Raw genomic sequence first — 23,986 nt, forward strand, 5'->3', positions numbered from 1 at the left:
CAGGAGCCTTCCGTGATCGCGCTTCCCTCCACCGCAGAGCCGGCCGTCCGCCGCCCCTTTTATCAGCATCTCTATTTCCAAGTCCTGACCGCCATTGTGGCGGGCGCGATCATCGGCCATTTCTGGCCGGGCTTCGGTGAAAGTCTGAAACCGCTGGGCGACGCCTTCATCAAGCTGGTGAAGATGATCATCGCCCCGGTCATCTTCCTGACCATCGTCACCGGCATCGCCGGCATGAGCGACATCGGCCGGGTCGGCCGGGTGGCGGCCAAGGCCTTCGCCTATTTCTTCACCTTCTCGACCCTGGCTCTGATCGTCGGCCTGATCATCGCCAACCTGGTCCAGCCGGGACGCGGCCTGAACATTGACCCCGCGACCCTGGATGTCGGCGCCGTCGCCAAATATTCGGAACAGGCGCACGAGACGACCATCACCGGCTTCCTGATGGGCATCATCCCGGACACCATGGTTTCGGCCTTCTCCGAGGGCAATATCCTTCAGGTCCTGTTCGTCTCGGTCCTGTTCGGCCTGGCCCTGGCCCTGGTCGGCGACGTCGGCAAGCCGGTGCTGAGTTTCCTGGAATCGATCAGCCACGCCTTCTTCAAACTGGTCGCCATCCTGATGAAGGCCGCGCCGATCGGGGCCTTCGGCGCCTTCGCCTTCACCATCGGCAAGTACGGCATCGGCTCGATCGCCAACCTCGCCGCCCTGGTCGCCACCTTCTACATCACCGCCATCATCTTCGTGGTCGGCATCCTGGGCCTGGTGGCCTGGGCCAACGGCTTCAACATCCTGAAGCTGATCCGTTATCTGAAGGAAGAACTGCTGCTGGTCCTGGGCACCTCTTCGTCGGAAGCCGCCCTGCCGTCGCTGCTGAACAAGATGGAACGCGCCGGCGCCTCCAAGTCGGTCGTCGGCCTGGTCGTGCCTACCGGCTATTCGTTCAATCTGGACGGCACCAACATCTATATGACCATGGCGGCCCTGTTCATCGCCCAGGCGCTGAACATCGAGCTGACGCTGCAGCAACAGATCCTGCTGCTGCTGGTGGCCATGCTGTCGTCGAAGGGCGCGGCCGGCATCACCGGCGCCGGCTTCATCACCCTGGCGGCGACCCTGTCGGTGGTTCCGACTGTTCCAGTGGCGGGCATGGCCCTGATCCTGGGCATCGACCGCTTCATGAGCGAGTGCCGGGCCCTGACCAACTTCATCGGCAATGCGGTGGCTACCATCGTCGTCGCCCGATGGGAGGGCGAACTGGACCAGGACGCCTTGCATGCGGCGTTGAACGGCCCGGCCCAACCGATCGCGGCCCAGCCCGATCCGGCGGCCGGCCCCGGTGACAAAGAGCTGGTCACCGCCGACTGATTTCCTCCCCGGAAAACAGGCGCCGTCGCGAAAGCGCGGCGCCTGTTCTGCATCCGGCGTCGTCTCAACCGATGATACGCATTTCTGCTTATTGCCGCTTGGGCCTTCCTTAACAATCGCACCCTAAGAGTGTTATCCATGATCATCCACCGCTCCCTCGCGGCGGGTGTCGGCCTCGCCGCGCTCGCCACCTCCGCCTTCGCCCAGTCGTCGACGCCGACGGCGGAAGAAATCTCCGCCCTGCGCGCCCAGGTGCAGGCCCTGTCCGCGCGCCTCGAACAGCTTGAGGCCCAATCGCAGGTCCAGGCTCAGGCTCAGGCGACCGCCGCCGCAGGAACGCCGGCTCCGGTGACGGCCGCCGCGCCGCGCCCGGTCGTCCAGGCCGCCAGCGCGCCCTCCAGCGTCGACTGGTCGAGCGGGCTTCCCGAACTGCGCAGCCCCGACGGCGCCTTCACCTTCAAGCCGCGCATCCGCGTCACGGCCGACCTGTCCAACACCTTCGGGTCGGACTTCGACGGCCGCAACCTGACCACCACCGAACTGCGCGGTCTGCGCCTGGGCGCCCAGGGCAAGACCCCCGGCGGCTTCACCTACTGGATCGAAGGCGACATCGCCGACAACGCGGTCAGCGTCGCCAACGCCTTCATGGCCTATAATCGCAAGCTGGGCGGTCGTGACCTGGAAATCTCCGCCGGCCAGCGCCTGAACGACCGTGGCGTCGAAGGCGGCACGGCCGAAGACGTCACTCCCTTCCTGGAACGCAGCCTGATGGTCTCGACCATCGGCCCCGAGCGCGGCGCCTACGGCGTCGGCCTGTCGTCCAAACTGACCGGCAGCGTCTGGCACGCCTCGCTGTCGGTGACCGGCGACGCCATCAGCACCGGCACGGCCAATGACAGCGTCACCCTGATGGGCCGCACCCACTGGTCGCCGTTCAAGACCGACGCCGGCTTCCTGCATCTCGGCGGCTGGGGCTTCGTCGAGGATCTGACGCCGAATGCGTCGATCGCGTCGCGCAGCCTGGTCGTCTCGTCGCGCGGCAATGATAATCTGCGCCTCTCGGGCGGAACCTACGCCGATCCCAAGGGCAGCAAGGGTCTGGGGCTGGAACTGGGCGGCGTGCATCGTTCGGGCTGGCTGATGGCCGAAGGCGGCAAGCGCGTCGTCGAGACCGCCGCGCGCGACTTCGATCAGGACGCCTACAGCATCTCCGCCGGCTTCTTCATCACCGGTGAAAAGCCGCCGCTTTCGGCCCGCACCGGCACCTGGGGACGTCCCAAGGTGCTGAACCCGCTGGGAACCGACGGCTATGGCGCGGTCGAGATCGTCGGCCGTTACGACACCGCCGACTACAGCGACAACCCGACCGGCGGCGAAGGCGACACCTGGTTGCTGGGCGTCAACTGGTACCCCACGAACAACACCCGCGTCTCCGCCCACTGGAGCGCCTGGTCGGTCGATAACCGCACCGGGACCTTCATCGGCGACGACAGCGGCAACACCGCCACTGTCCGCGTCCAAACCGCCTTCTAGACTACACCTTGCCCGGAACGGTCCGCCGTTCCGGGCTTCCGCCCTAAAGCCGCCGAGATGATCGCATGAACCCGAAGAACATCCCGATGCAGCGGAAACTGGCGATCGCCTTCGCCCTTCTGCTGACCGTCGCGGCCGCCATGATCGGGGCGGTCTTCTTCCAATTGTCGGCGATGAAGACGGCGGCTGAACTGAACGCCGAGAGCAAGTCGATCATCGACCACACCCATGTGGCCGAGAAGGGCTTCATTCGCCTGAACTCGCAGATGCGCGGCGTGCTGCTGACCGGGAACGCCGACTATCTTGAGGTTTACCGCAAGGGCTGGGAACAGTTCGAAGCCTCGGTCGCCGCTCTTGGCGCCGCCAATCTGACCCCGGAAGAGAAGACCCTGGTTGAGAAGGCCCAGGCCGACGCCGCCGCCTGGCGCACCGAGTTCGGCACGCCGCTGACAGAAGCGGCGCTGGACCCCGCCCGTATCGAGGCCGCGCGCCGCGTCGTGATCGATTCCGGCGACCGGGTGCGCGTCACCCACATCACCAAAGCCATCACCGACCTTCGCGATATGGAAGTCGAGCGGATGAACGTGCGTGACGCCGAACAGGCGTCGGCGATCACCGCCTCCTTCATCGCCCTGGCGGTCGGGGGTCTGATCCTGGTCGCCGCCGCCGTCTTCCTGGGCGTGCAACTTTCCATCCTGATGGTCGCGCCCGTCCGTCGCATGACCGGCGCCATGTCGGTCATGGCCAACGGCAAGCTGGACGTCGCCATCCCCGACACCGACCGCAAGGACGAGGTCGGCGCCATGGCCCAGGCCATGCAGATCTTCCGCGACAACAGTCTGCGCGCCAAGGCGCTGGAGCTCGAAACAGAAGCGATGCGCGACGAGTCGGAAGTCGAGCGCCGTCGCCGCGAAGCCGCCGCCGCGAAGGAAGCGGCCGAGAATGCGGTCGTGATCGAAAGCCTGGGCAAGGGCCTGTCCGCCCTGGCGGACGGCGATCTGGTCTATCGCATCGACGCCCCCTTCCCGGAACGCAGCGAAGTCCTGAAAACCGATTTCAACCGCTCGATCTCCCGTCTGGAAGAGACGGTGACCGGCGTGCTCGGCTCGGTTCGCGGCATCGACTCCGGCGCCGGCGAGATCAGCCAGGCCTCCGACGACCTGTCGCGCCGCACCGAACAACAGGCCGCCAGCCTGGAAGAAACCGCTGCGGCCCTGGATGAAATCACGGTCACGGTCCGCAAGACCGCCGAGGGCGCCACCCAGGCCGCCACGGTCACCAGCGGCGCCCGCCAGAGCGCCGAGGCCTCGGGCGCCGTCGTGATGAACGCCGTCGAGGCCATGCAGAAGATCGAGGGCGGTTCGCGCCAGATCAGCCAGATCGTGGGCGTCATCGACGAAATCGCCTTCCAGACCAACCTGCTGGCTTTGAACGCAGGCGTCGAGGCGGCGCGGGCCGGCGAGAGCGGACGCGGCTTCGCTGTCGTGGCCTCGGAAGTGCGGGCCCTGGCCCAGCGCTCGGCCGAGGCCGCCAAGGAGATCAAGGCCCTGATCAACAGCTCGGGCGCTGAAGTCGAGAACGGCGTGCGCCTGGTCAGCGAGGCCGGTTCGGCCCTGCAGGCCATCGCGTCCCAGGTCAATGACATCAGCAATCTGGTGGTCGAGATCGCCGCCTCCGCCAAGGAACAGGCGACCGGCCTTCACGAGATCAATATCGCCGTCAATCAGATGGACCAGGTGACGCAGCAGAACGCCGCAATGGTCGAACAGGCGACGGCGGCCAGCAACGCCCTGCGTCAGGAGACCGCCGAACTGTCGGCCCAGGTGTCCTTCTTCCAGGTCTCGGGCGGAAAACCGGCCTCCGCCGCGCCGGCGACCCCGTCGGCGCGCTCTACGCCTCGCCCGGCCCCGCGCGCGGAACAGCGCGTGGTCAAGGTCGCCAACGGACCCGACATGGCGGTCGGTTCGAACGCCGACGGCTGGGAAGAATTCTGATCAGACCCGGGGCGGGACAAAGGTTCCGCCTCGTCCCCGTCATGGGGCGCATTCAGACCGGCCAAACTCTATTGAACGCGGCATCGATCCGTTTCCGTCGCACAAGTTCCGGCTGTGTGGAGTGCATGCAACGCTTTCCAAAACGTCATGAATTCCGCCGCTTTCCAGCCATGTTTGTCACGCCCAAAGGGGCTGAAATCTTCACTCTGGAACACGGTTTTCATGACTCCGACCGCGCTCATGCTGCTCGCACTCGCTCCGACCGCCAGCGCCGCCGATATCCAGCCCTTGCAGCAGGAAGAGCCGACGGCGGTTCTGCCCGACATCGAGGTGACGGCCGCAAGGCGCGGCGTGGCCCTCGGCGGTCAGGAGCCGATCGTCTCTTATGACTCGACCCAGATTCAGGCCTTCGGCGCGACCAATATCGGCGAACTGGTGACCCTGCTGGAGGCCCAGACCCGCAGCGCGCGCGGCGGGTCGCCGGTCTTCCTGGTCAACGGTCGCCGCATCTCCGGCTTCCGCGAAATCCGCGGCATTCCGCCCGAGGCCATCGAGCGGTTCGAAGTCCTGCCGGAAGAGACGGCCCTGTCCTATGGCTACAGCGCCAACCAGCGCGTCGTGAACATCGTGCTGAAGGCCGACTTCCGCTCGCTGACCGCCTCGGTCAACGTCAGCCGGTCGGACCAGGGCGGCCGCACCACGACGGCCAGCGAAAACAATCTGCTGAAGATCGCCGGGGCCGACCGCTGGTCGCTGGACATCAACGGCGAGAGCAGCAACGCTCTTTACGAGACTGAACGCAATATCGACCGATCCGCGTCGAACACGGTCGACTCGGCGGGCGACAATGGCGAGCGGAACGCCTACCGCACCCTGCTGCCGCGTGCGGCCGAGGCGTCGGTCGCCGGCACCTACAAGCACGATCTGAACGACAAGGTCGGCATGACCCTGAGCGGCAGCCTGGAGGACAGCAGCAGCCGCAGCTATCTGGGCCTGCCTGGCTTCACCCTGAACCTGCCGGAGAACAATCCCTGGTCGGCGGGCGGCGACGCCGCGACCCTGTATCGCTATGTGGACCTGCCGGACGCCCTGACGCGTCAGACCAACACCCGCGCCGCCGAGCTGGGCACGGTGTTCGACGGCTATCTGGGCGACTGGCGCTGGACGGCGACGGGCGAATACAGCCGCACCGAGACGGACACCACCACAGGCCGCGGCGTTAACGAAACCGCGCTGCAGGACGCGATCATGGCGGGCGACACGACCGTGAATCCTTACGGCGATCTGTCCAGCGCAGTGACGACCGTCGCGCGCGACACGGCCAACTCGATCTCCCAATCGGCTGAGGCCGAACTGGTGCTGAACGGCACGGCCTGGGAACTGCCGGCCGGGGGCGTCACCACCACATTCAAGGTCGGGGCCGAACACCAGTCTCTGGATTCCGAAAGCGTCAGTTCAGGTGACACGACCGACCGGTCGCTGTCGCGCGACCTGGGCAGCCTGCAGGCCAATTTCGACCTTCCGATCTCCAGCGTGGATCGCGGCGTCTTGCCCAAGATCGGCGATCTGTCGGCCAATATGAACCTGGCCTATCAGGAGCTGTCGGACTTCGGCGGCGTCTCCACCGTCGGCGCCGGTCTGAACTGGTCGCCGGTCGAACGCTTGTCGCTGTCGGCCAACTATTCGAACGAGGGCAAGGCCCCGACGATCCAGCAACTGAACGATCCCACGATCTCCACGCCCAATACTGCGGTCTTCGACTATTCGACCGGCCAGACCGTCGAGGTCACACAGGTCACCGGCGGCGATCCCAACCTGAAGGCCGAGGATCGGCGCATCCTGAAGCTGGGCGTCAACTGGCAGCCCTTCTCGGCGACCGACTTCCGACTGAACCTGGCCTATACCCGCACCGAGGCGGAAGACGAGATTTCGAGCTTCCCGGCCATCACCCCCGATCTCGAGGCCGCCCTGCCGGACCGTTTCGTCCGCGACGCCGACGGCAACCTGGTGTCGATCGACGCCCGCGCCCTGAACTTCTCCAGCCGCAAGCAGCAGGACGTGCAGTGGGGCTTCAACTTCTCCAAGCCCTTCGGCAAGGCCAATCCGGCCCTGATGGGCCAGGGTCCCGGCGGCCCGGGCGGTGGTCCGCCCCCCGGCGGCGGACGTCCTGGCGGCGGAACGACCGTGGTCATGAGCGGACCCGGCGGCGGACCCGGCGGTCCGGGCGGCGGACGTCTGCGCGGTTCGCGGGGGCCGGGCATGCAGCCCGGACAGGGCATGTTCAACCTCTCCGTGACCCACACCTGGCGTGTCCAGGACGAGGTGGTTATCCGCGACGGCCTGGCGCCGCTGGACCTGCTGGACGGGGATTCCATCTCCGGCTCGGGCGGTCAGTCGCGCCACGAGGTCCAGCTGCAGACCGGCGTGTCCAAGAACGGCTTCGGCGCCTTCGTCAACGCCAACTGGAAGTCGGGCACGAGGGTTGACGGCGACACCGCCGGCTCGGCTGATCTGGACTTCTCGGGCCGGACGACGATCAATCTGTTCACCTTCGCCGACCTGACCCAGCGCACCGCCCTGGTCGAGCGTTTCCCCTTCCTGAAGGGCGCCCGCATCGGCATGGGGGTGCAGAACATCTTCGATGACCGGGTGTCGGTGACCAGCAGCGACGGCGCCACGCCGGTCAACTATCAGAGCGACTATCTGGACCCGCAGGGTCGGGTCTTCCGGATCAACCTGCGCAAGATCCTGTACTGATCCTCGGCGGGGCGGGCGTCAGGCCCGTCCCAGCCCGTCAGGGCCAGACGACGGCGAGGGCGATCAGCAGGACGACGGTGGCCAGGGCCAGGGGAAAGAACAGGCGGTCGGACATGGCCAAAGCCTAGCGGCCGGTCTGCGGCGCGGCAAGCGGCGCGACCGCAGCGCGGGCGTGCGATGCAGCATCGCCTCGCGGCGCAAACCTTGACCCCTTCATGACAGCGGCTTACCCGAACAGTCTGTTTGCATAGGACCGACCGAATGCCGCGCCTGATCCTGCTCCGCCATGGCCAGAGCCAATGGAACCTCGAAAACCGTTTCACCGGCTGGGTCGACGTCGATCTGACGGCCGAGGGCGAGGCCCAGGCGCGTCGCGGCGGCGAACTGATCGCCGAGGCGGGGTTCACGCCGGCGGTCATGTTCACCTCGGTCCTGACGCGCGCCAAACGCACCGGCGCTCTGGCCCTGCAGTCGGCGGGTCTGACCGACATCCCGGTGATCGAGGACTGGCGCCTGAACGAGCGCCACTACGGCGGTCTGACCGGGCTGAACAAGGCCGAGACGGCCGAGAAGCACGGCGAGGACCAGGTCAAGATCTGGCGTCGCAGCTATGATGTCCCCCCGCCGCCGCTGGCGCCGGGCGGCGAGTTCGATTTCAACACCGACCCCCGCTACGCCGACAAGCCGATCCCGGACACCGAAAGCCTGAAGACCACGCTGGAGCGGGTCGAACCCTATTGGGACGCCGAGATCGCGCCGCGCCTGAAGGCGGGCGAAGACGTGCTGATCGCGGCCCACGGCAATTCGCTGCGCGCCATCGTCAAACTGCTGTTCGCCGTGCCGGACGACAAGATCGTGGGCGTGGAGATCCCGACCGGAAATCCGCTGGAGATTGACCTGGACGCCGATCTGAAGCCGACGGCGGCCCGTTACCTCGACGCTGACCGCGCCGAAGCGCTGCCGACCGTCGCATGAGCTGGACCGACGCAGACCGCGCCTTCATGGCCCAGGCCATAGGCCTGGCCACCGCTCGCATGGGCGAGACCTGGCCGAACCCGGCCGTGGGCTGCGTCATCGTCAAGGACGGCCGGATCATCGCCCAGGCCGCTACGGCGCCGGGCGGGCGGCCTCATGCCGAGGAGCAGGCCGTGCCGGCCGCCGGGGCCGAGGTCGCGGGTTCGACCGTCTATGTCACGCTGGAGCCCTGCGGCGCCCGGTCGTCGGGTCGCCAGTCCTGCGCCCATTTCCTGACCGAGGCGGGGGTGGAGCGGGTCGTCATCGCCTGCCTGGATCCGTCGCCCTTCGCCGCCGGGCGCGGCACCGAACGTCTGCGCGCCAAGGGTCTGACGGTCGAGACCGGCCTGATGTGCGACGAGGGCGCGACCCTGTGCGAGGGCTTCCTGCACCGGTTGGAGACGGGACGGCCCATGGTGCGGATCAGCACGGACGGCGTCGGCTTCGACGGCCGGTTCGTCGCTGCGGCCAAGGCCGATCTGGTGACAGAGCTGAAGCGGCTGGGCGAGGCAGGCTACACCCGCCTTTGGACCTCTGCGGGGGATCTGGCCGACGCCCTTCGCGAACAGGGTCTGCTGACCGAGTGACAACCGCCTGTTGCGCAAGGCTTTCTTAAGTCGGTTGCGGTTAATCTGGCTGAATGGTCCAGGCTGCTGAACCCCTTGTGCGCAAGCGCCTGACCCAGGCGGAACTGGACGTCGTCTGCGCCCGGCACGACCGTCTGTTTCAGGCCCGTCCCGGCGGCGCGCGCGCGGTCTTCGCCTGGCTCGACATCTCGGGTCTGAGCCTGAAGGGGCGCAACCTGGCCGACGCCGACTTCGCCGCCGCCTGTCTTGAGGGTTGCGACCTGACCGGGGCCAAGCTGGACAACGCCAACTTCTTCGGCGCGGACATGCAGGACGCCGTCCTGGCCGACGCCAGCCTGCGCCGCGCCGACCTTCGCGGCGCCTGTCTGCGCGGCGCCGACCTGTCGGGCGCCGACCTGTTCGAGGCCGATCTGCGCGAGGGCACCATCGCCGCCGCCGACGCCAAACTGGGCTTCAAGGTCATCGAGCCGCGTCAGCGCGAGGAGACCGAGGCGACCGGGGCCTGTCTGGCCGGCGCCAATCTGCAACGCTCCAAGATGTCGGGCATCATCGCCATCAAGGCCGACTTCTCAGGTGCGGTGATGAAGGACTGCAAGATGGTCCGCGCCAACCTGAAACAGGCCGATTTCCGCGGCGCCGACCTGGCGGGCGCAGACCTCTCGGGCGCCAACCTGTCCGGCGCCGATATGCGCGACGCCATTCTGGTGGGCTGCAAGATGACCATGTGGTGCGCCGACGGCGCCAATATGGAAGGCGCCCTGACTGACAAGAGCACGGTCGGCGAGTCTGTGGCCCGGATGCCGGCGGCGGAGATGCTGCGCGAACACGCCCGCTGGTGTGAAACGGGCGGAAGCGAAGGTCAGCCCTCGGTGTTCGACGGCGTGGACCTGCGACCGCTGAAGTCGATCACCGGCCTGAACCTGACCGCCCTATCGGCCAAGGGGGCCATCTTCTACGGCCTGGATATGGAGGGGGTGCAGCTGCAAGGCGCACACCTGGAGAACGCCGACCTGCGTTCGGCCAAACTCTATCGCGCCGACCTGCGCGGGGCGCGACTGAAGAACGCCAAGCTGAACGGCGCCGACATGCGGGGCGCCCAGCTCGGTCCCCTGCTGATCGCGGCCGATCGGCTGCTGTCGGCGGACCTGACCGGGGCGGTGTTGAGGGGGGCGGATCTGTCGGGCGCCGATTTGCGCCGGGCCGTCATGACCAACGCAGACCTTGGCCGCGCGACCTTGCACGGCGCCCAGACCCGTCAGCTGGACCTCACGGGCGCCAATCTGACGGGCGTTCGCGGCCTGACCCTGGACGATCAGGCCACCTGAGCGATTAGGCCAGCGCCTTCAACTGATCGACCAGATCGGTCTTTTCCCAGCTGAAACCGCCGTCGGCGTCCGGCTCGCGGCCGAAATGCCCATAGGCGGTGGTGCGGGCGTAGATCGGCTTGTTCAGCCCCAGATGGCTACGAATGGCGCGCGGGGTCGCCCCGCCGATCAGGCCCAGCAGCTTCTCTTCCAGCAGGGTTTCAGAGATCTTGCCGGTGCCGTGCAGGTCGACGTGGATAGACTGGGGCTTGGCCACGCCGATGGCGTAGGAGATCTGGATGGTGCAGCGGTCGGCCAGGCCGGCCGCGACCACATTCTTGGCCAGGTAGCGGCAGGCGTAGGCGGCCGAACGGTCCACCTTGGTCGGGTCCTTGCCCGAGAAGGCGCCGCCGCCGTGGGGCGCCGCGCCGCCGTAGGTGTCGACGATGATCTTGCGGCCCGTCAGGCCGGCGTCGCCGTCCGGTCCGCCGATCTCGAAGATGCCGGTCGGATTGATGTGCCAGACGGTGTTCTCATCGGTGAAGCCTTCCGGCAGCACGTCGAGGATATGGGGTTTGACGATCTCGGCGACCTGTTCCGAGCTCAGGCCCTTGGCGTGCTGGGTCGACAGGACGATGGAGGTGGCGCGCACCGGCTTGCCGTCCTCATACTGGATCGTCACCTGGCTCTTGGCGTCCGGCTCCAGTTGCGAGCCGCCCGCGTGGCGGACCTCGGCCAGACGTTTTAGGATGTTGTGGCTGTACTGAAGGGTGGCCGGCATCATTTCCGGCGTCTCGTTAGAGGCATAGCCGAACATGATGCCCTGATCGCCCGCGCCCTCGTCCTTCTCATTGGTCGAGTCGACGCCGACGGCGATGTCGGCCGACTGGGCGTGCAGGTGGCAGGCGTAGTCCGCCGTCTCCCAGTGGAAGCCGTCCTGCTCGTAGCCGATGTCCTTGATTGCGGCGCGGACCAGGGGCTCCAGGCTGTCGATGATGGACTGGGTGAAGGCCTCGTTTTCTTCCTTGGTGTTGCCCGGCTGGGTCGCGCGGACCTCGCCGGCCAGGACGATGCGCTGGGTGGTGACCAAGGTCTCACAGGCCACGCGGGCCTCGGGATCCTTCGACAGGAAGGCATCGACGACGGTGTCCGAGATACGGTCGGCGACCTTGTCGGGGTGGCCCTCGGAGACGCTTTCCGAGGTGAAGAAGAAGGAAGAACGAGCGGCCAAAAGAGGCTCCTGTCAATGTCAGCCCGGCAAACATATAAAGACATGCTTATATGTTCAAGTGATCTTCCCGTCTTTGGTCACGCCGTGTCTGGTCGTGGCGGCGAAATCCGCTATGACCAAGCGGGGGAGCGCGTGATGCCTGAGAGCCTGTCGCCAAGAGAGATCGAGTGCGTTCGCCTGGCCGGCCTGGGCCTCGAGGACAAGGAGATCGCTGCGCGATTGGGCATTTCCCCACGCACGGTCGGCAATCACCTGCATCGCGCCTATGTCAAACTGGGCGTGTCGGACCGCAGACTGGCGGCCCGCCGGCTGAGTAACGGCTACTCAGGGAAACCGATACTCATTCCCGAACCGGCGGAAGACGGGCTTGTTGATGCGGCGTCGGCCGAACGATCGGACGACGACGGCCCGCTCGTTCGGTCCGCCTGGTCCTTGCCGGCTCCGCCTCGCGGCGTCGGCGCACGACTGGCGGTCATCGTGGCGGGGGCCGCCGTCGCCCTCTTGCTCGCCATCGGGATCGTGACGGCAGGCATGGTGGTTCCCTCCCTGTTTGACCGGATCGCTCCCGAATGGGCCCGCTGACGCGGGGATCCTTTTGGAGGACGGCAGAATGCGAAACATGAACGTCGGGGTGAAAGTCGCTCGCCAGGTCAGGACCGCCGAACACGCGATCGACCAGGCCATGATCGAGGTCAGCAAGCTGATCCAGACCGCGCTCGAGGGGCGGGTCGAGGCGCGGCTGGCGGCCGAGGTCGGTCAGGCGGCGCTCGAGGATATCGTGACCGGTCTGAACCGGCTCGCGACGGTTCGAGCGGCGGTCGCCGCCGGCCACGCGGGGCTGTCGATGGTGGCGGACGACCACGCCATCGGCTGGCGTCTGGAAGGCATGGGCGAAGACAAGAGCAAACCCCAGGCGTCGGCGTCGTCCGGCGTGTTGCATCTGGCCGCCTGATCGGTCCGACGGAATGCCTTCGCCGCTCTGGATATTCGGCACGGCCCTGACCATCCTGGCGCTGGGGCTGCTCATCTGGAAGGGCGGTCGGCCCGAGCGCGAGGCCGCCGTGGGCCTTTTCGTCGCCCAGCTGGCTTCCGGCTGGGTCGATCATCTGGTCATCGGTCAATTCCGATGGGCGGTCGCCGTCGTTTCCGTCAGTCTTCTGGCCTGGTTCGTCCGGCTCAGTCTTCGCTACGATCGGTGGTGGCTGCTGTTCGCGGCCGGGGCCCAGCTTCTCGCGCTCGGCACCCATGCCGCGTCGTTGTTTGGATCCGACGTCCTCACCTGGTCGATCGTGACGACGCGGATGGTGGTCTGGGTGGAGATCATGATCCTGGGTCTGATCGGCGTCTGGGAAGCGACCTCGGCCCCCTACGCCAGACCTCAAACATCCCTTAGCGCCAAGTCGCGCATCGCCTGAAATCTACAAGGACATCACAGCGTGAATACCCAACCTCTGAAGACCTTCATGCCGCTTTTCCGGTCCTGGTTCGACACGGCCCGACTGGCCGACAAGCTCGGCGGATCGGGCCTCTCGGGCAGCGAAGACAATCTGCTGGCCGACCTGGATCTCGGACCGATGGTCGAGGCGGAGACCAGCTTGCTCAACCACCAGCCTGTCAACGCCGCCGAGGCCGCCTGTCTGCTCGAGGTCGTGCGCCAGAACATCGCCGATGCGGGACGTTCTGACGGTCTCGATCTTCGTGCGATCGTCGCGGTCCAGACCTGGCTGGCGGACGCCTCGGCCGGCGCGCTGGGCGGCGAACCGGTGGAGCGCGTGCTGAGACAGACTCAGGTCTGACGGGTCAGCCGCGCAGGCCCTTGGCCACGATCAGCAGGGCGTCGCGCTTTTCGGCGTCACGGATGCTGCGGAAGGCGGACAACAGTTCCGCCACGCCCGGCGCGGCCAGAACCAGTTCGTCGCCCTCGGCCGTCTCGAGTTCGCCCAGAAGAGCCGCGCCCGTGGACTTGAGCACAGCAGCGATCTGAAGCAGGCGTGCGGCCGAGACGCGGTTGACGCCTCGCTCATACTTTTGAATCTGCTGGAAGGTCACGCCGGCGCCGGCGGCCAGTTGCGCCTGGGTGATGCGGAGTTCCTCGCGACGGGCGCGAATGCGGGCGCCGATTGCGATGTCTACAGGGTCGACTGCGTCGTTCATCTTGGCCTTCGGGGGAGCGAGAATACCAGCGTCAGGCCTGAAAACGACAGGTGCGTCAAGCCAAAGCTCGACGATACAGGAATCCTACGTACCGCAAATAGGTAAATATTCAACTTGAGGGAGAGGTTCTGAGCGAATCTTTCGCAACTGAAACGAAAGTAACCAAGACTGTTCCGGCTGATGCTGGTGTTTCAAACTCGCATCAGGTTAACGGGATAGCTTGTGACGTCCCTCCCAGGGACTGAAAGCCGGGCCCGAGGAAAGCCCGACAACTACTGGTCGGATCCGATTCCGATATTTTTCCTGCAGCGGTGCGATGCTGGATCTTCGCATCGAAGTCTCGGGGCCATAAGCCCTCTGGAGACTCGGGAAGTGGTGGTGCCGCTTAGGTGACTCGAACACCTGACCCCATCATTACGAATGATGTGCTCTACCGGCTGAGCTAAAGCGGCCCGGTCGCGAGGGCGAAGCGGCCCGCGCGAGAGGGGCTCTTTATACGGGCGTATCGCGCTTGCCAAGCGCCGCTTTCAAGGTTGCGAGCAATGTCGTCTCGTCCGGGGTCCCCGCCGTCGCCGAGGTCAGGCCGACGGCGGTCAGGGGCGCGGCCGCGGCGGGCGAGATACAGGCGATCACGGCTCCAGCCAGGCGCAACGCAGACGGCGTGCCGGCAACCAGGACGGCCAGGGCCTGAGCGGCGCGCGGCGAATGGATCAGCACAGCGTCAAACGCCTCTGGCGGCGCAGCGGCGGTCGGGATGGTGCGATAGACGGCCAGGGGATACAGGCTGACGGCGTGGGCGCCGGCGGCGGCCAGGGCGGCGGCCAGGTCACCGGCGGGCGTTTCGGCCTGGGGCGCCAGCAGGGCGGCGTCGCTCAGTTCGGCGGCGATTTGGCGGGCGAGGGCGGTCAGGTCGCCCGAGGCGGAGCGGACGGCGACGAAGCCGGCCTCGCGCGCCGCCTGGGCGGTGGCGTCCCCGACGGCGAAGACCGGCCGGTCGCGCCGGGGCGTCAGGGCGGCGAAGGCGGCGACGCCGTTCCGGCTGGTGAAGGCCAGGGCCGCGAACCGATCCAGATCCGGGACCAGCGGCGTCAGGGCCTCGACCGCCAACAGGGGCTGGATCAGGGGCGTGAACCCCATGTCGCGCAGGCGGGCGGCGGTGCGCGATGCGCCGGGCTCAGCGCGGGTGATCCAGACACGGGGGCTCCGATCCGCGGCGCCCGGGGCGGTCATCCGTCCAGGGTCGCCGGATCGACTTCCTGGTCGCCGGCGAAGCCGTGGACCTCGCCGCCCAGCCGCTGTCCCAGGGCGCGGGCGTCGGCTTCGGTCGGCTGGAACAGTTCGCCGACACGGCGCCAGCGGGCCGAGCCGTCGGGGCTGAGCATTTCGGTGGTCAGACGCAGGGTGTCGCCCTCGATCAGCGCATAGGCGCCGACGGCGGTGCGGCACGACCCCTCCAGCGCCGTCATGGCCCCGCGCTCGGCGGCGACGGCGACGGCAGTCTCCGGGTGGTTCAGGGCGGCGACCCAGGGGGCGTCGATGTCGGCGGCGCGGGTCTGGATGGCCAGGGCGCCCTGGCCCGGCGCCGGCAGGAAGGCGTCCAGCGACAGTTTTTCACGGATATGGTCGGTCACGCCCAATCGGGCCATGCCCGAGACCGCTAGCAGTATGGCGTCGAAGTCGCCCTCGGCCGCGCGGCGCAGCCGGGTGTCGATATTGCCGCGCAGCATCTCGATCTGCAGGTCGGGCCGCAGGGCCAGGGCCTGGGCCTGGCGGCGCAGGCTGGCCGTGCCCAGGCGCGCGCCGAAGGGCAGGTCGTCGAAGGCGGCGAAGTCGCGGCTGATGAAGGCGTCCCGGGCGTCCTCGCGTTCCGGGATGGCGGCGATGCACAGACCTTCGGGCTGTTCGGCGGGAACGTCCTTCATCGAGTGGATGGCGATGTCGATCCGCCCGGCCAGCAGGGCCTCTTCGATCTCCTTGGTGAACAGGGCCTTGCCGCCCAGCTCCATCAGGCGGCGGTCCTGGATGCGGTCGCCGGTGGTGACGATCTCGACCAGGGGCACGGCGGCCTCGATCTCGGCCTCGGCCACGCCCAGGGCGCGGCCGATGGCCCGCTGCATCATGCCGGATTGCGCCAGGGCCAGCTTGGAGCGCCGGGTGCCGATGCGGAGAGGAAAGGTCATGGTCTTCGCTTGGGTCGTTGCGTGCAGGGCGCCGGATCGCTACCTCGACCCGATGGAGAGTTCCGCCGACTATAGCAGCGGCGCCGCAGCGGCAACTGGACGGGATGTCCCCCCCGTTCCTGGTGAAGCCCTGACGGTGCTGGGCCTCGAGACCAGCTGCGACGAGACCGCCGCCTCGGTGGTGCGCCTGCACCCGTCCGAACGGGGCGGCCGGGCCGAGGTCCTGTCCTCGGTCGTTCACAGCCAGATCGACGATCACGCGGCCTATGGCGGCGTCGTGCCCGAGATCGCCGCCCGCAGCCATGTCGAGATGATCGCCGGGGTCACACGCCGCGCGATGGCCGAGGCCGGCCTGGGCTATGACGGCCTGGACGGGATCGCCGCGACGGCGGGGCCGGGCCTGGTCGGCGGCGTTATGGTGGGCCTCAGCTTCGGCAAGGCGGCGGCCCTGGCGCGGGGCCTGCCCTTGGTGGCGGTCAACCATCTGGAGGGGCATGCGGTCTCGGCCCGGTTGGGAGAGGAGGTCGCCTATCCCTTTCTGCTGCTGCTGGTGTCGGGCGGTCACTGCCAACTGCTCGAGGTGCGCGGCGTCGGCGACATGAGCCGGATCGGCGCCACCATCGACGATGCGGCCGGCGAGGCCTTCGACAAGATCGCCAAGGCCTTGGGCCTGGGCTATCCCGGCGGCCCGGCGCTGGAGCGGCTGGCGCAGCAAGGCGACGGATCGAAGATCGATCTTCCGCGCGCCCTGCTGGGCCGTAAGGACTGCGACTTCTCCTTCTCGGGTCTGAAGACGGCCGCCTTCCGCATCGCCCAGACCTGCGAGACCGAGCAGGACAAGGCCGATCTGGCCGATGCGGTCCAGAGCGCCATCGCCCGCCAACTGTCGGATCGCTCCGAGCGGGCCCTGGCCGCCTATGCCGAGACCCATGATCACCGGCTGTTCGTGGTGGCGGGCGGCGTGGCGGCCAACAAGACCATTCGCGCTACCCTGCAGGCGACGGCGGCGAAACACGGCTTCGACTTCCTGGCGCCGCCCCTGGCCTATTGCACCGACAATGCGGCCATGATCGCCCTGGCGGGGGCGGAACGGTTGGCCCTGGGGTTGACCAGCGACATCGACGTGGTCGCCCGGCCGCGATGGCCGCTGGACGAAGCGCGCGCCCTGGCCGATCCTTCGCACAAGCCGGGTCGCAAGGGCGCGAAAGCATGACCAACGAGACCGCCTCGGGAGGGCGCATGGAATTCCGCACCGCAGGGGTCATCGGCGCCGGCGCCTGGGGCACGGCCCTGGCCCAGGTCTGCGTCCGCGCCGGACTGGAGACGACGCTTCAGGCGCGCGAGCCGCGACTGGTCGAGGCCCTGACGGCGACGCGGGCTAACGACCTGTACCTGCCGGGCGTGACCCTGGCGGAGGAGCTGCGGTTTACTGCGGATCTGGCCGATCTGGCCGACTGCGACCTGATCCTGGCCGTGCCCCCGGCCCAGCATATGCGGGCGACCCTGTCGGCCTTTGCGCCCCATCACCGCGCCGGCGTACCGGTGGTGCTGTGCTCCAAGGGGGTCGAGCGCGGCACGATGAAGCTGATGACGGAGGTGTTGGCCGAGACCCTGCCGGACGCCCCGGCCGCAGTCCTGTCCGGCCCCAGTTTCGCCGGCGAGGTGGCGCGCGGCCTGCCGACGGCCGTCACCCTGGCCTGCGCCGATCCGGTGCTGGGCCAGGCCCTGCTGAACACCCTGTCGGCGCCGGGCTTCCGGCCGTATCTGGCCACCGACCTTGTCGGGGCCGAGGCGGGCGGGGCGCTGAAGAATGTGCTGGCCATCGCCTGCGGCGTGTCCGAGGGGCGTCAGCTGGGCCGCAGCGCCCACGCCGCCCTGATCACGCGCGGTTTTGCGGAAATGACCCGTCTGGCCGTCGCCATGGGCGGTCAGGCCGAGACGGTGGCGGGCCTGTGCGGCCTGGGCGACCTGGTCCTGACCTGCTCCAGCCCCCAGTCGCGCAACATGAGCCTGGGGCTAGCCCTGGGCCAGGGCCAGACGGTCGAACAGGCCCTGGCCGGCAAACGTTCGGTGGCCGAAGGCTATGAGAGCGCGCCGGCCGTGCGCGCCTTGGCCGCGCGCCTGGGCGTCGAGACCCCCATCGCCGAGGGCATCGCCGCCCTTCTGGCCGGGGAAATCACCGTGGACGGCCTGATCGACGGCCTGCTGTCGCGCCCGCTGAAGGCCGAACGTGTCTGACCAGGCGCCGAGCGAGCGCAAACGGGTCTGGAAGACGCCGCCGAACGTGGCCCTGTGCGCCGAGGCCGACATCGCCGAGCCCGGCGCGCGCGGCTTCGTGCTTCAGATCGGCGAGGCCTTCTTCCACGGTTTCGTGGTGCGCAAGGACGGGGCGGTGGCCGGCTGGGTCGACCGCTGTCCCCACGCCGGTTTTCCCATCGCCATGGAGATCGACCGTTATCTGACCCCGGACGGCGCCCTGATCCTGTGCGGCTGGCACGGGGCGGTGTTCGAGCCCCTGACCGGCGAATGCAAGGGCGGGCCCTGCGCCGGCGGGCGGCTGACGCCCTGGCCGGTGACGGCCAGCGGCGGCGTCATCCGCACGGCCTAGCTGTTTCAGTCCAGCGGCTGGGGCCGGGTCACGACCGGGGCGTTCGGATCGGTCTGGGGCGGACGCGCGGCGGTCGGCGCAGGCGCGACGACGACGACCGGGGCCGGCGTTGCAGGCTGGGGAGTCGCGACGGCCGCCGGGGTCTGAGCCGCAGGGACACGGGGCGCCGGGGTTTGAGTCGTGGATTGCGCCGGCGTCTGCGGACGCGTCGTCGTCGCGGGTCGAGCGGACGAAGTCTGGGCGGCGGTCGGCGCCGGGGTGGCCGCAGGCCGGGCGGCCGGGACGGCGGGTGTTTCCTCGACCGGCGCGGCTTCGACGGGCGCGGGCGCAGCGGTCTCGACCGGCGGGGTTTCCACAGGCGCGGCGGCCGGCGTCACGGCTTCGGGCGCTGCCGCCGGGGCGGGCGCGACCGGCGCGGCCACGGGGGCGGGACGCATAGCGAACCACAGGCCGCCGCCGACCGCCAGAACCGCCAGGAGGCCGACGCCGATGTACAGCGGCAGGCGCGACGGCCGTCGGGTCGCGGCGCGCGCGAAACTGGGCGTGACCGAAGGGGCGGCCTCAACAGCAGGAGACGGCTCAACTGAGGCCAAGGCTGGGGCCAAGGCGGCGGGGGCGACCACAGGCGCCGTTCGCGGCTCGGCCGATACGGGGGGCAGGGGGGCGGGCGCCGAAGGGGCGTCTGCCACAGCCGCGCCGGGCAGGGGCCGCACGGTGGTGTCGGCGCTGGGCGCGGGTGTGGGTTCTGGCTGTGGCGCAGGCGCCGGCGTCAACGGACCGGCGCCCTGACGCGCCTGGGGGATCAGCGAGCCGCTCAGGATATTGCCGCCGGCGCGCGGCGCAGGGACACGACGCGGCGGCTCCTGAGCCTGTCTCGAAACCTGGCCCGAAACCGGGCCCTCGCCCTGGCCTGTCTGGCCCAGCGGCGTCTTGCGCAGCGGGCGATCAGGAATCCGGTCCAGCGGATTGGGCGCGATCGGCACGGGGCCGACGTGGAAGGTGGTCGTGGGCATACGCCCCCAGGTCACCTGTTTGCGCACGAACGGCTCCGGCGGTCCCCCCGATGGACCGTTCGAGGCGGGCGGCGTGGCGGGGGTGATCTTGGAGTCGTCGGACATGATACTCTAATCGCTGGCGATCTGGCCGGTTTCGTGACGGCTCAGCTCTTGAGGCGGTAGCCGGTCTTGAACATCCACATGACCACGGCCAGGCAGACGACGAAGAAGCCCACGGTGGCGGCCACGCTGATGCCGATGGGAACGTCGCCCTGGCCATAGAAGGTCCAGCGGAAGCCCGAGATCAGATAGACCACCGGATTGAAATGGGCCACCGTGCGCCAGACGTCAGGCAGCATATTGATCGAATAGAAGGAGCCGCCCAGGAAGGTCAGGGGCGTCACGATCAGCATGGGGATGAAGTTCAGCTGTTCGAAACTGCCGGCCCAGATGCCGATGATGAAGCCGAACAGGCTGAAGGTCACCGAGATCAGCACCAGCATGGCCAGCATGCCTACAGGGTGCAGCACCTGCAGCGGCACGAACAGGGTCGAGGTGGCCAGGATGATCAGGCCCAACACCGCCGACTTGGTCGCCGCCGCCCCGACATAGGCGATCACCACCTCCAGCGACGACACGGGAGCCGACAGGATCTCGTAGATGGTGCCGGTGAATTTGGGGAAATAGATGCCGAACGAGGCGTTGAAGATCGACTGGGTGAACAGGCTCAGCATGATCAGGCCCGGCACGATGAAGGCGCCGTATGCCACGCCGTCGATGGCCTCCATTCGGCTGCCGATCGCGCCGCCGAAGACGATGAAATACAGGGCGGTGGTGATCACCGGCGTGACCACGCTCTGCCAGATGGTGCGCAGGGCGCGGGCCATTTCGAACCGATAGATGGCCCAGACGCCATGTCCGTTGAAGTTCATCAGACGGTCTCCCCATCGCGGTGGACCAGGCTGACGAAGATGTCTTCCAGCGAGCTCTGGCGGGTGTTCAGATCCTTGAAGCCGATGTTCAGCCGTTCCAGGCTGCGGATCAGCGAGGGCACGCCGGTGTCGTCGGCCTGGGCGTCGAAACTATATTCCAGCTCGCTTCCGTCGGCCTTCAGCGCCAGATCCCAGTCGGACAGATCGGCCGGTAGGGCGGGCAGGGGTTCGATCAGGTTCAAGGTCAGGGTCTTCTTGCCCAGCTTCTTCATCAGGGCGGTCTTTTCCTCGACCAGGATCAGTTCGCCGTTCAGGATCACTCCCACCCGGTCGGCCATTTCCTCGGCCTCCTCGATATAGTGGGTGGTCAGTATGATGGTGACGCCCCGCTCGCGCAGCTTGCGGACCATGGCCCACATGTCGCGGCGCAGTTCGACGTCCACCCCGGCGGTCGGCTCGTCCAGGAACAGGATGTCCGGCTCGTGGCTCAGGGCCTTGGCGATCATCACCCGGCGCTTCATCCCGCCCGACAGGGTCATGATCTTGGCGTCGCGCTTGTCCCACAGCGACAGGTCTTTCAGGATCTGTTCGATCAGGGCCGGGTTCGGCGCCTTGCCGAACAGTCCCCGGCTGAAGGTGACGGTGGCCAGCACGGTCTCGAAGGCGTCGGTGGTCAGTTCCTGCGGCACCAGGCCGATCTTGGTGCGGGCGGCGCGGAAATCCTTGCGTATATCATGGCCGTCGGCGATCACCGTCCCCGTCGTGGCGTTGACGATGCCGCAGACGATGGAGATCAGGGTGGTCTTGCCGGCCCCGTTCGGACCCAGCAGGGCGAAGATCTCGCCCTTCTCTATAGTCAGATCCACGCGCTTCAGCGCCTGAAGCCCGGACTTGTAGGTCTTGGTCAGGCCTTCGATCTCGATAACCGGCATGGGCGCTCCTGATCCGAGGCGGAAGCGCCTGGCGTCGTCGTGGCGGGAATATGGCGTTCCGACCGCCCGGCTCAAGGGGCGCCGGTCTTTGTAAGAAAGAGAAGCCGTTGTTAACCCGAAGACGGCACGGTGGCGTCTTCGTCGCTCGCAGACGGGAGTGCCTCTTGTCCTCGCTGTCCGCCGCCCACCGCGCCGCCCTGCAGGCGGTCGTCCAGGCCGCGCCGGACGCCGCCCTGACGCAGCTGGGCGCGGCTATGCCGTCCCTGGGCGGGGACAAGGCCGCAGAATTGGCCGTGATGATCATGCAGGAGGCCCGCGATCGCGCCCGGCGCGATCTGGCCTTCGCCCCCCTTCTGCCCCTGTTCCAGCCCCGCGCCGACGGAACCCCGGCCCTGATCTTTCCCCCGGCCGTCCTGGCGCGGGTCTGGCGCGAGGCGCGGACGGGCGAGGAGGCCTTCCTGGGCTTGCTGGACGGGGCGGGCGCGGTCGAGGGCGAATGGACCCTGGCGGCGGATCGGCTGTGCGCGCGGGCTGCGGCTGTGCTGCGCGACCGGCCGCACGACGTCTGGCCGGACGACCAGTGGCCCGGCCGCACGACCGGTCAGGCGGGAACCCCGGCCGCCAGCCCGGCGGAGCTGGCCGGCTGTTTCGATCTGGTGCCCCTGGCGCGAACCGCCGTGGCCCGCCTGCCGGTCTGGCTGGAGCGGCCTGACGACAATCAGCTGGCGGGGCTACGGCTGCTGATCCAGGACTGTCTGGCGATATCGCCCGAGGGCGGGCGGCGGATGATCGACATCCTGTTCGCCCATGTCGCCGACGCCGAGCGGATGCTGCGGATCGTCACCCGCACCAGCCGTCTGGCCGACACCGAGGCCATTCTCAGCCATTCCGAAATGGGCGTCTTCGTCGAACGCCTGCTGGCCTCGGTCCAGACACGGGTCCAGCGCATCGCCGCCTGTCTGTCGCCCCGCGAGGGGGCGGACATGACCCAGGCGGTGGAGGACGCGACCTGGTGCGCCGGGGTGCTGGCGGAAATGGACATGACCCTGATGGTCCGGCCCGACTCGCCCTGGGGCAAGACGGCGCGGATGGCGCGGGTCCAGATGGCGGGCCAGCTTTCGGGCCTGATGAAATCGACGTCTGCCGCCGTCCACGCGGCCCTGCCGATGAAGCGCCAGGTCCTGACCGGGCGGATGACGCGCCTGTGCCCCTGGCTGGAGGCGCCGGCCAAGGGCGAACCCATCGAGGCGGCGGCGGCCCTGTTGGGGGCGGTCTCGGGCCTGCGCGGCGCGGCCAACACCTTCGGCTGCGAGGCGGACCGGATGGCGCTGAAGACCGAACTGACCGACTATCTGTCCACCTGGGCCAATGAGGCGCTGGACAGTATATCGGACGGGGATGTGGCCGATCCGGACCAGGCCCTGCGTCTGGTCGGGACGGCGGCCCGCTTCCTGACCCTGATCGAGGCGCTGGAGGCGGCGCGGGCGGTGCGACGACGCGCCGCCGCTGCCGAGGCGGCACGGGCGACGCGAGGGGCCTCGCCCGGCGTCGTCTGATGCGATAGACGGCGGGGATGATCGTCTTCTGGATAATGACCGGTCTGGCGGCGGCGATGGCCGGCCTGCTGGTGCTGACCGGGGCGCGACGCGGGGCCGATCCGGCCGGCGCCGACGCCGATGTCGGCGGTCGCGAACTGGACGAACTGGACCGGCTGAAGGCGCGCGGCCTGCTGGACGAGGCGGCCCACGCCGCCGCTCGGGCCGAGGCGGGGCGGCGGCTTCTGGCGGGACAGGCCGTGGCTGCAGCTGCGCCGGTCGTCGGTCGCCAGGACCGGTTCTGGGTGCTGGGCGGGATCGCGGCGACGACGGCGGGGGCGCTGGCCCTCTATGTCCTGACCGGATCGCCGGGCCTGCCGGACCAGGCCTATGAGCGGCGGGTCGATCAATGGTCCACCCAGCTGGAAACCCTGGAGCCGGCGCAGCTGGCGGCGGTGACGGCGCGGGTGGCCCGCGACAATCCGCAGGACCGCCAGGCCCTGGCCATGCTGGGCGCGGCCCGGTTCGCGGCCGAGGACCCGCTGGGCGCCGCCTCGGCCTTTCGCCGGCTGATCGAACTGGAGCCCGACGACGCCCAGGCCTGGGCGCGACTGGGCGAAAGCCTGGTGCGGGCCAATGACGGCCGGATCGGCGGCGACGCTGAGGCCGCCTTCCGTCAGGCGGTGAACTTGGACCCGGATCAGTTGGGCGCGCGCTTCTTCCTGGGGCAGGCGGCGTTCGAGCGGGGCGATGCGGCGGCGACGCGCGCCCAGTGGACGCCCCTGATCGCCGCCCTCTACCCGGCCGACCCCCGCCGGATCGATCTGGAACGGCGTCTGCCGGCGGATAAGGCGCAATGACG

23 protein-coding genes and 1 tRNA gene are annotated in these 23,986 nt (G+C 68.4%); 16 read left to right on the top strand and 8 right to left on the bottom strand.

All coding sequences use genetic code 11. From position 1 onward, the window contains the following. The first annotated feature begins 12 nt into the window (after positions 1-12). The 7 genes from Q7J26_RS08320 to Q7J26_RS08350 all read left to right on the top strand — a co-directional run bounded on the left by Q7J26_RS08320 (position 13) and on the right by Q7J26_RS08350 (position 10,578). Positions 13-1,368 (top strand): dicarboxylate/amino acid:cation symporter, encoded by a 1,356-nt coding sequence (locus tag Q7J26_RS08320; protein WP_370651927.1) that lies wholly within the window; start codon positions 13-15, stop codon positions 1,366-1,368. A 138-nt stretch (positions 1,369-1,506) separates the two neighbouring features. Then, complete coding sequence (locus tag Q7J26_RS08325; RefSeq protein WP_304935998.1) at positions 1,507-2,901, top strand: OprO/OprP family phosphate-selective porin; 1,395 nt, start codon at positions 1,507-1,509, stop codon at positions 2,899-2,901. A gap of 65 nt (positions 2,902-2,966) precedes the next feature. After that, the gene (locus Q7J26_RS08330; RefSeq protein ID WP_304935999.1) at positions 2,967-4,895 is read left to right on the top strand and encodes a methyl-accepting chemotaxis protein; all 1,929 of its coding nucleotides are present in this window, start codon (positions 2,967-2,969) and stop codon (positions 4,893-4,895) included. A gap of 222 nt (positions 4,896-5,117) precedes the next feature. Beyond that, positions 5,118-7,652, top strand: a complete 2,535-nt coding sequence (locus Q7J26_RS08335; protein ID WP_304936000.1) for a TonB-dependent siderophore receptor — start codon at positions 5,118-5,120, stop codon at positions 7,650-7,652. Between the two features lie 261 nt (positions 7,653-7,913). After that, positions 7,914-8,627 carry a 2,3-diphosphoglycerate-dependent phosphoglycerate mutase gene (gene gpmA / locus Q7J26_RS08340; protein WP_304936001.1) on the top strand — a complete coding sequence of 238 codons (714 nt, stop codon included), beginning with the start codon at positions 7,914-7,916 and terminating at the stop codon, positions 8,625-8,627. Continuing rightward, complete coding sequence (locus Q7J26_RS08345) at positions 8,624-9,253, top strand: bifunctional diaminohydroxyphosphoribosylaminopyrimidine deaminase/5-amino-6-(5-phosphoribosylamino)uracil reductase RibD (protein WP_304936002.1); 630 nt, start codon at positions 8,624-8,626, stop codon at positions 9,251-9,253. Before gpmA ends, Q7J26_RS08345 begins: the two co-directional genes overlap by 4 nt. Positions 9,254-9,306: 53 nt before the next feature. Then, positions 9,307-10,578: a pentapeptide repeat-containing protein gene (locus Q7J26_RS08350; protein WP_304936003.1), complete on the top strand. Its 1,272-nt coding sequence runs from the start codon at positions 9,307-9,309 to the stop codon at positions 10,576-10,578. A gap of 4 nt (positions 10,579-10,582) precedes the next feature. On the opposite strand, the gene metK is transcribed toward Q7J26_RS08350, so the two are convergent. Further along, positions 10,583-11,788 (bottom strand): methionine adenosyltransferase, encoded by a 1,206-nt coding sequence (gene metK, locus Q7J26_RS08355; protein ID WP_304936004.1) that lies wholly within the window; start codon positions 11,786-11,788, stop codon positions 10,583-10,585. A 135-nt stretch (positions 11,789-11,923) separates the two neighbouring features. On the opposite strand from metK, the gene Q7J26_RS08360 reads away from it, so the two are divergent. From Q7J26_RS08360 to Q7J26_RS08375, 4 genes are read left to right on the top strand one after another with little or no spacing between them, the layout of a single operon-like run. Then, positions 11,924-12,370, top strand: coding sequence for a helix-turn-helix transcriptional regulator (locus Q7J26_RS08360; protein WP_304936005.1), 447 nt, complete (start codon positions 11,924-11,926; stop codon positions 12,368-12,370). Positions 12,371-12,398: 28 nt separating this feature from the next. Then, entirely contained in the window at positions 12,399-12,740 is a 342-nt protein-coding gene (locus Q7J26_RS08365) for a hypothetical protein (protein ID WP_304936006.1), read from the top strand. 13 nt (positions 12,741-12,753) lie between these two features. After that, the gene (locus Q7J26_RS08370) at positions 12,754-13,203 is read left to right on the top strand and encodes a hypothetical protein (RefSeq protein WP_304936007.1); all 450 of its coding nucleotides are present in this window, start codon (positions 12,754-12,756) and stop codon (positions 13,201-13,203) included. A gap of 21 nt (positions 13,204-13,224) precedes the next feature. After that, positions 13,225-13,584, top strand: coding sequence for a hypothetical protein (locus tag Q7J26_RS08375; RefSeq protein ID WP_304936008.1), 360 nt, complete (start codon positions 13,225-13,227; stop codon positions 13,582-13,584). Between the two features lie 4 nt (positions 13,585-13,588). Here Q7J26_RS08375 and Q7J26_RS08380 read toward each other — a convergent pair whose 3' ends face one another. The 4 genes from Q7J26_RS08380 to hemC all read right to left on the bottom strand — a co-directional run bounded on the left by Q7J26_RS08380 (position 13,589) and on the right by hemC (position 16,122). Continuing rightward, positions 13,589-13,942, bottom strand: coding sequence for a helix-turn-helix domain-containing protein (locus Q7J26_RS08380; protein WP_304936009.1), 354 nt, complete (start codon positions 13,940-13,942; stop codon positions 13,589-13,591). 376 nt (positions 13,943-14,318) lie between these two features. Further along, a tRNA-Thr gene (locus Q7J26_RS08385) sits at positions 14,319-14,394 on the bottom strand. Positions 14,395-14,434: 40 nt separating this feature from the next. Beyond that, positions 14,435-15,172 (bottom strand): uroporphyrinogen-III synthase, encoded by a 738-nt coding sequence (locus Q7J26_RS08390; protein ID WP_304936010.1) that lies wholly within the window; start codon positions 15,170-15,172, stop codon positions 14,435-14,437. After that, positions 15,169-16,122, bottom strand: a complete 954-nt coding sequence (gene hemC / locus Q7J26_RS08395; RefSeq protein WP_304936011.1) for a hydroxymethylbilane synthase — start codon at positions 16,120-16,122, stop codon at positions 15,169-15,171. Before hemC ends, Q7J26_RS08390 begins: the two co-directional genes overlap by 4 nt. Here hemC and tsaD point away from each other — a divergent pair. From tsaD to Q7J26_RS08410, 3 genes are read left to right on the top strand one after another with little or no spacing between them, the layout of a single operon-like run. Next, entirely contained in the window at positions 16,121-17,335 is a 1,215-nt protein-coding gene (gene tsaD / locus Q7J26_RS08400) for a tRNA (adenosine(37)-N6)-threonylcarbamoyltransferase complex transferase subunit TsaD (protein WP_304936012.1), read from the top strand. The two genes, hemC and tsaD, sit on opposite strands and share 2 nt — an antisense overlap. A gap of 26 nt (positions 17,336-17,361) precedes the next feature. Further along, on the top strand, positions 17,362-18,360 hold the full coding sequence (locus Q7J26_RS08405) for an NAD(P)H-dependent glycerol-3-phosphate dehydrogenase (RefSeq protein ID WP_304936052.1): 999 nt from the start codon (positions 17,362-17,364) through the stop codon (positions 18,358-18,360). Beyond that, positions 18,353-18,730, top strand: coding sequence for a Rieske (2Fe-2S) protein (locus Q7J26_RS08410; RefSeq protein ID WP_304936013.1), 378 nt, complete (start codon positions 18,353-18,355; stop codon positions 18,728-18,730). Before Q7J26_RS08405 ends, Q7J26_RS08410 begins: the two co-directional genes overlap by 8 nt. A 5-nt stretch (positions 18,731-18,735) precedes the next feature. On the opposite strand, the gene Q7J26_RS08415 is transcribed toward Q7J26_RS08410, so the two are convergent. Genes Q7J26_RS08415 through Q7J26_RS08425 form a run of 3 tightly spaced genes read right to left on the bottom strand, consistent with a single transcriptional unit; the run spans position 18,736 to position 21,589 of the window. After that, positions 18,736-19,848 (bottom strand): hypothetical protein, encoded by a 1,113-nt coding sequence (locus Q7J26_RS08415; protein WP_304936014.1) that lies wholly within the window; start codon positions 19,846-19,848, stop codon positions 18,736-18,738. Between the two features lie 41 nt (positions 19,849-19,889). Continuing rightward, positions 19,890-20,657, bottom strand: coding sequence for an ABC transporter permease (locus tag Q7J26_RS08420; protein ID WP_304936015.1), 768 nt, complete (start codon positions 20,655-20,657; stop codon positions 19,890-19,892). Next, positions 20,657-21,589, bottom strand: a complete 933-nt coding sequence (locus Q7J26_RS08425) for an ABC transporter ATP-binding protein (RefSeq protein WP_304936016.1) — start codon at positions 21,587-21,589, stop codon at positions 20,657-20,659. Before Q7J26_RS08425 ends, Q7J26_RS08420 begins: the two co-directional genes overlap by 1 nt. A gap of 164 nt (positions 21,590-21,753) precedes the next feature. Between Q7J26_RS08425 and Q7J26_RS08430 the strand changes: the two genes are divergently transcribed. Together Q7J26_RS08430 and ccmI are read left to right on the top strand one after the other, a co-directional pair. Beyond that, positions 21,754-23,145 (top strand): hypothetical protein, encoded by a 1,392-nt coding sequence (locus Q7J26_RS08430; protein WP_304936017.1) that lies wholly within the window; start codon positions 21,754-21,756, stop codon positions 23,143-23,145. A gap of 17 nt (positions 23,146-23,162) precedes the next feature. Next, positions 23,163-23,984 carry a c-type cytochrome biogenesis protein CcmI gene (gene ccmI, locus Q7J26_RS08435; RefSeq protein WP_304936018.1) on the top strand — a complete coding sequence of 274 codons (822 nt, stop codon included), beginning with the start codon at positions 23,163-23,165 and terminating at the stop codon, positions 23,982-23,984. Positions 23,985-23,986 lie beyond the last annotated feature (2 nt).

The sequence above is a fragment of the Brevundimonas sp. genome, from assembly GCF_030656255.1.
Taxonomy (GTDB): domain Bacteria; phylum Pseudomonadota; class Alphaproteobacteria; order Caulobacterales; family Caulobacteraceae; genus Brevundimonas.

What these genes read in the sequence shown, in the direction of transcription:
- Q7J26_RS08370 (WP_304936007.1), top strand. Translation starts at nt 12,754, where the DNA reads ATGCCTTCGCCGCTCTGGATATTCGGCACGGCCCTGACCATCCTGGCG.
- Q7J26_RS08380 (WP_304936009.1), bottom strand. Translation starts at nt 13,942, where the DNA reads ATGAACGACGCAGTCGACCCTGTAGACATCGCAATCGGCGCCCGCATT.
- Q7J26_RS08390 (WP_304936010.1), bottom strand. Translation starts at nt 15,172, where the DNA reads ATGACCGCCCCGGGCGCCGCGGATCGGAGCCCCCGTGTCTGGATCACC.
- Q7J26_RS08350 (WP_304936003.1), top strand. Translation starts at nt 9,307, where the DNA reads ATGGTCCAGGCTGCTGAACCCCTTGTGCGCAAGCGCCTGACCCAGGCG.
- hemC (WP_304936011.1), bottom strand. Translation starts at nt 16,122, where the DNA reads ATGACCTTTCCTCTCCGCATCGGCACCCGGCGCTCCAAGCTGGCCCTG.
- ccmI (WP_304936018.1), top strand. Translation starts at nt 23,163, where the DNA reads ATGATCGTCTTCTGGATAATGACCGGTCTGGCGGCGGCGATGGCCGGC.
- Q7J26_RS08425 (WP_304936016.1), bottom strand. Translation starts at nt 21,589, where the DNA reads ATGCCGGTTATCGAGATCGAAGGCCTGACCAAGACCTACAAGTCCGGG.
- Q7J26_RS08360 (WP_304936005.1), top strand. Translation starts at nt 11,924, where the DNA reads ATGCCTGAGAGCCTGTCGCCAAGAGAGATCGAGTGCGTTCGCCTGGCC.
- Q7J26_RS08325 (WP_304935998.1), top strand. Translation starts at nt 1,507, where the DNA reads ATGATCATCCACCGCTCCCTCGCGGCGGGTGTCGGCCTCGCCGCGCTC.
- Q7J26_RS08415 (WP_304936014.1), bottom strand. Translation starts at nt 19,848, where the DNA reads ATGTCCGACGACTCCAAGATCACCCCCGCCACGCCGCCCGCCTCGAAC.
- Q7J26_RS08345 (WP_304936002.1), top strand. Translation starts at nt 8,624, where the DNA reads ATGAGCTGGACCGACGCAGACCGCGCCTTCATGGCCCAGGCCATAGGC.
- Q7J26_RS08330 (WP_304935999.1), top strand. Translation starts at nt 2,967, where the DNA reads ATGAACCCGAAGAACATCCCGATGCAGCGGAAACTGGCGATCGCCTTC.
- Q7J26_RS08335 (WP_304936000.1), top strand. Translation starts at nt 5,118, where the DNA reads ATGACTCCGACCGCGCTCATGCTGCTCGCACTCGCTCCGACCGCCAGC.
- tsaD (WP_304936012.1), top strand. Translation starts at nt 16,121, where the DNA reads ATGGTCTTCGCTTGGGTCGTTGCGTGCAGGGCGCCGGATCGCTACCTC.
- Q7J26_RS08365 (WP_304936006.1), top strand. Translation starts at nt 12,399, where the DNA reads ATGCGAAACATGAACGTCGGGGTGAAAGTCGCTCGCCAGGTCAGGACC.
- gpmA (WP_304936001.1), top strand. Translation starts at nt 7,914, where the DNA reads ATGCCGCGCCTGATCCTGCTCCGCCATGGCCAGAGCCAATGGAACCTC.
- Q7J26_RS08405 (WP_304936052.1), top strand. Translation starts at nt 17,362, where the DNA reads ATGGAATTCCGCACCGCAGGGGTCATCGGCGCCGGCGCCTGGGGCACG.
- Q7J26_RS08420 (WP_304936015.1), bottom strand. Translation starts at nt 20,657, where the DNA reads ATGAACTTCAACGGACATGGCGTCTGGGCCATCTATCGGTTCGAAATG.